We start from the raw sequence: 4637 nt of genomic DNA, 5'->3' as shown, positions 1-4637 counted from the left end.
ATGTTTGGAAAACTCAAGGACTGGAGGCGCATTCACACACGATACGACCGCTGCGCCCACACCTTCATGTCCGCAATCGCCATAGCCGCCATCGTCATCTTCTGGATATGATCAATGAGTCCTGAGCCTAGGCTCCAGACTTCGGTAGTTCGCCCTGAACAACGGCCATGCTGTTGATTTTGCGTTGAAACAGCCCTGTTTTTCTCGCCATGACCTGCAGGGTTTCGTATGATTTCGACCGATACCCTGCAATTTCGGTCCCGCCCATGAAGCACCGCCCGCGCACTGAGGAACAGGATGATCTGCTGCGTCCGCGCCTTGTTGACATGATCGACCAGCGGCACGAGTTGGTGAAGCTGGCGGCGTTGATCGACTGGGAGGTGTTCGACCGGGAATGGTCGGGGTTCTTCCCGTCGGGCAAGGGGCGGCCCGCGACGGAGCCGCGGCTGGTGGCGGGGCTGCTTTATCTCCAGCATGCCTACAGGCTGTCGGACGAGGCGGTGGTCGCCCGCTGGGTCGAGAACCCCTACTACCAGCACTTCACCGGCGAGACCTTCTTCCAGCACCGTCCGCCCATCGACCCATCTTCGTTGACCCGCTGGCGGGGGCGGATCGGCGAAGTGGGTGTGGAGTGGCTGCTGACCCAGACCATCCGGGCCGGGCAGAAGTCCGGGGTGATCGACGAGGACAGCGTCAGGCGTGTGGCGGTGGACACGACCGTCATGGAAAAGGCGATCGCCCATCCGACGGACTCCCGGCTTTATGAGCGGGCGCGCGATCAACTGGTCGCCCTGGCGCAAGAGGCCGGGGTGGAACTGCGGTAGTCCTACGCGCGCCTTACACCGCGATTGGCGCTGCAGGTTGGCCGCTACGCCCATGCAAAGCAGTTCAAACGTATGCGCAAGGCATTGAAAAGGCTGAAGGGCTATACCGGTCGGGTCATGCGGGATCTCCGCCGCCACCTGCAGGACATCCCCGAAGGCAACCTGCGGGATCGCATCATCGGGAAGCTCAGCCTCGTGTCGCAACTGCTTCACCAGCCCCCCAAGGGCGCGGACAAGATCTATGCCCTGCATGAGCCCGAAGTCGACTGCATCTCCAAGGGCAAGGTGCGGGTCCGCTACGAGTTCGGCTGCAAGGTCAGCATCGCCGCCACGCTGGACGAGGGCTTCGTCGTCGGCATGCGCAGCTTTTCGGGCAATCCCTATGACGGCCACACTCTGAGGCAAGCACTGGAACAGGTGGCGATCCTGACCGACCAGCGCCCCGACCTCGCCGTCGTCGACCGCGGCTACCGCGGCCACGGTGAGAACAGGACCCGTGTCCTGATCAGCGGCGCCCGCCGCGGCCTGACGCCGAAGCTGATCGCTGACCTCCGCCGCCGCAGCGCCATCGAGGCAGAGATCGGCCACATGAAAACCGACGGTCGCCTCGCCAGATGTCCCCTGAAGGGAGCCATCGGCGATGCCCTCTTCGCCGTGCTCTGTGGCTGTGGCCACAATATCCGCAAAATCCTCGCCCTTCTCCGGGCTTGGCTTGCGCTGATCATAGCCGCAATCCTAGCGGCCCTAATTGCCCAGGACCGGCAGGATCAGGCCAGTATACCGGGCTGAACACATTGTTCAGGCTGAACTCGGTAACGGGGTCGTCGCAGTCAAGCGTTTTTGCGCATGCGGGGTCGGCCGCCGGACCGCGGTTTTGTCCTTTGAACACTTGATCTGCTTCCCTTCTCGGCAGCCTTCGCCTGAGGTCGACCCGGGGCCGGGCGGCCAAAGGGGCCGTCTGATTGGTCGAACCAAGGGTGGCATGAACACGAAACTACATGCCGTCACCGACGCCGAAGGTCGTCCGATCCGGTTCTTCATGACGGCAGGCCAAGTCAGATGGAGTGGTTGCCGCCCTCCCTAGACGGCATCGCAATGTGCCAAGGTCGTGATGTTCAACGCCACGCGCAGAGGAGGACGGCGAGATGAAGAATATGATGATCGGGGTCGATCTGGCAAAGGCAGTTTTCCAAGTTCATGGCGCCCTTCCAACAGGGGAGGTCCAGTTCCGCAAGAAGCTGTCGCGGAAGCAATTCCCCGCGTTCATGGCGCAGCAAGAGTCCAGCATGGTGATTTTCGAGGCGAGCGGCAGCGCACATTTTTGGGCCCGTGAGATGGAAGCTCTTGGGCAAGAAGTAAAGCTGATCGCACCACAATACGTGCGCCCCTTTGTGAAGCGGCAGAAAAATGATGCAGCCGATGCTGAGGCGATTGTCATCGCGGCACGCCAGCCTGAGATGCGTTTCGTGGAACCCAAAACAGTAGATCAGCAGTCTTGCGCGGCGGTCTTCCGCGGCCGGGAACGCCTGGTGCATCAGCGGACCGCCGATGTGAACGCACTACGGACTCTGCTGTATGAGCACGGCTATGTGTTTCCTGTCGGCATGTCCCACCTCAATCGTATGACGGCGCTTGTGCAGGATGAGACTGTCGACTTGCACACGCTGATCCGGGAAGAGTGCTTGGATCTACTCGCGCAGATTGCAGAGAAAACTGCGTGTATCATTGAACGCACCACGAAGCTCAAGACGCTGGCCGCCGAGTCAGACAGAGCCCGTCGGCTACAGACGATGCCGGGTGTTGGACCGCTGACGGCCGTTGCAGTCGAAGCGTTCGGTCCCGACATGGCGGAATTCAAGACTGGGCGCAACTTTGCGGCCTGGTTGGGTCTTGTGCCTCGGCAACATTCTTCTGGAGGCAAGGAGCGTCTTGGTCGCATGACCAAGGCTGGTCAGGCCGATATTCGACGCCTGTTGATCATCGGTGCAATGTCGCGACTGAACTGGCTCGGACAGAGAACCATTGTGGAGGGTAGCTGGCTGTCACATATGTTGATGCGCAAACCCAAGATGCTCGTCGCGACCGCACTGGCCAATAAGATGGCCCGCCAGATCTGGGCGATGCTGACAAAGAACAGAGATGACAGAGATCCGGCGATAGCGGTCGGGGCATGATGCTTATGTCGAACCGCTAGTGCCGGTGCCGAGGGGAGAGTGAGAATACGACGACCTGAATGGGCAAAATGATCGAACAGATCTGGATTGGGAAGACCAGTTAGTCGCTACGAGCATTGAGCTCGAAAGTCAGATTTGGACCCAATCTGCTGATCACCATCCCGGCCCGCGGCTTCTGGAAACGCCGCATTATGAAGGCCTCACAGAAGTTCGCGCTCGATTACACGCCAATACGGTCGAAAACTTCTTGCACTACGGGCGGCAACCACAGAAGCGACTATACGGGTGCGGCGGCCCTACTGGGCAGCCTGCCAAAGGCGGAATGGGTGCTGGCCGACCGCGGTTATGACGCCGACTGGTTCAGGGAAGCGTTGAAAGACAAGGGGATAAAACCATGCATCCCAGGTCGGAAGTCGCGCGGGAAACCCATCAAGCACGACAAGCGCCGCTACAAGCGCCGCAACAGGATCGAGATCATGTTCGGTCGCTTGAAAGACAGGCGCAGGGTCGCCACCCGCTACGACAGGTGCCCGAAGGTCTTCCTTTCGGCCGTCGCCCTCGCCGCAACCGTCATGTTCTGGCTATGACGCGAGAACGAGATGCCGTAACGGGGCCTGCGTCGCGACCCGCCCGTTACCGTTGCAAAGTTAAGGGCAAGCTGGCGCCATTCCCGGATCGGATCCAAAGGGAGGACTACGGGATGAAGCTGTTTGTCGGACTGGATGTGTCGCTGGAGAAGACCGCGATCTGCGTGATCAGCGAGCATGGGAAGATCGTGAAGGAGGCGCAGGTGGCCAGCGAGCCCGAGGCGCTGTTGCGCTGGATCTGCGATCAGGACGGCGCAACTGCAGCCGTCGGGCTTGAGGCCGGCCCCTTGTCGCAATGGCTATACCGCAGGCTATCAGAGGCTGGACAGCCTGTCGTGTTGATGGAAACCCGACAGGTACAGGGCGCTCTGAAGGCCATGCCGATCAAGACGGACCGCCGCGATGCGATCAGTATCGCTCGTCTGTTGCACCTCGGTTGGTTCCGGCCGGTTCATTGCAAATCGGTGTCTGCACAGGAGGTCCGCGCTGTGCTCAGCGCCCGCAAGGCCGTGCAACAGGGGTTCATCACGCTGGAAATGTCCCTGCGCGGGCTGCTGCGCAACTTCGGCCTCAAGGTTGGCACCATATCGCGTGGCCGGTTCGAACAGCGAGTCTGCGAACTGGCGGAGGACAATCCGATGCTGGAAGCGGCGACCGAACCCATGCTGCGCGCGCGCTCGGCGCTGCGGCGAGAGCTGGCGGGCCTTGAACGCTATGTCCGCCAACTCGCCCAGGAGGATCCGGTTTGTCGTCGGCTGATGTCGATGCCGGGGATCGGCGCGGTTGTGGCGTTGACCTATCGGTCTGCGGTCGATGATCCCGCCCGGTTCACCTGCTCGAAGAAGGTTGGGCCGTGGGTTGGCCTGACGCCGTCGCGAAACCAGTCGGGAGAGCGCGACATCTCGGGCGGGATCACCAAGGTAGATGACGTCAATCTCCGCCGTGCCCTTTGCCAGGCGGCAACGGTGATGTTGCATCGCGGCCGGGCGACATGGCTGCGAACCTGGGCGGCGAAGATCGCGCGCCGTCGTGGTGCCAAGCGCGCGATGGTT

The 4637-nt window shown here is 61.3% G+C and carries 2 protein-coding genes and 4 pseudogenes; all 6 read left to right on the top strand.

All coding sequences use genetic code 11. The annotated features are described in order from the left end of the window. A pseudogene (locus D1012_RS21770) lies at window positions 1-111 on the top strand (IS5/IS1182 family transposase); the annotation flags it as partial. Between the two features lie 155 nt (window positions 112-266). Next, a pseudogene (locus D1012_RS21765) lies at window positions 267-1613 on the top strand (IS5 family transposase). A 154-nt stretch (window positions 1614-1767) separates the two neighbouring features. After that, window positions 1768-1881 (top strand): annotated as a pseudogene (locus tag D1012_RS21760) (IS5/IS1182 family transposase); the annotation flags it as partial. 88 nt (window positions 1882-1969) lie between these two features. Further along, window positions 1970-2998 (top strand): IS110 family RNA-guided transposase, encoded by a 1029-nt coding sequence (locus D1012_RS21755; protein ID WP_118156223.1) that lies wholly within the window; start codon window positions 1970-1972, stop codon window positions 2996-2998. Between the two features lie 272 nt (window positions 2999-3270). Further along, window positions 3271-3585 (top strand): annotated as a pseudogene (locus D1012_RS21750) (transposase); the annotation flags it as partial. Window positions 3586-3698: 113 nt separating this feature from the next. Then, on the top strand, window positions 3699-4637 hold a 939-nt coding region (locus D1012_RS21745), incomplete at its 3' end, for an IS110 family RNA-guided transposase (RefSeq protein ID WP_118156224.1).

Source organism: Pseudotabrizicola alkalilacus, from assembly GCF_003443995.1.
In the GTDB taxonomy this organism is placed as follows: domain Bacteria; phylum Pseudomonadota; class Alphaproteobacteria; order Rhodobacterales; family Rhodobacteraceae; genus Pseudotabrizicola; species Pseudotabrizicola alkalilacus.
The sequence above is the reverse complement of the archived record's forward strand: the minus strand, read 5'-3'. Positions and strand labels throughout refer to the sequence as shown.

Coding starts and splice junctions, on each gene's coding strand:
- D1012_RS21755 (WP_118156223.1), top strand. CDS start 1,970: ATGAAGAATATGATGATCGGGGTCGATCTGGCAAAGGCAGTTTTCCAA.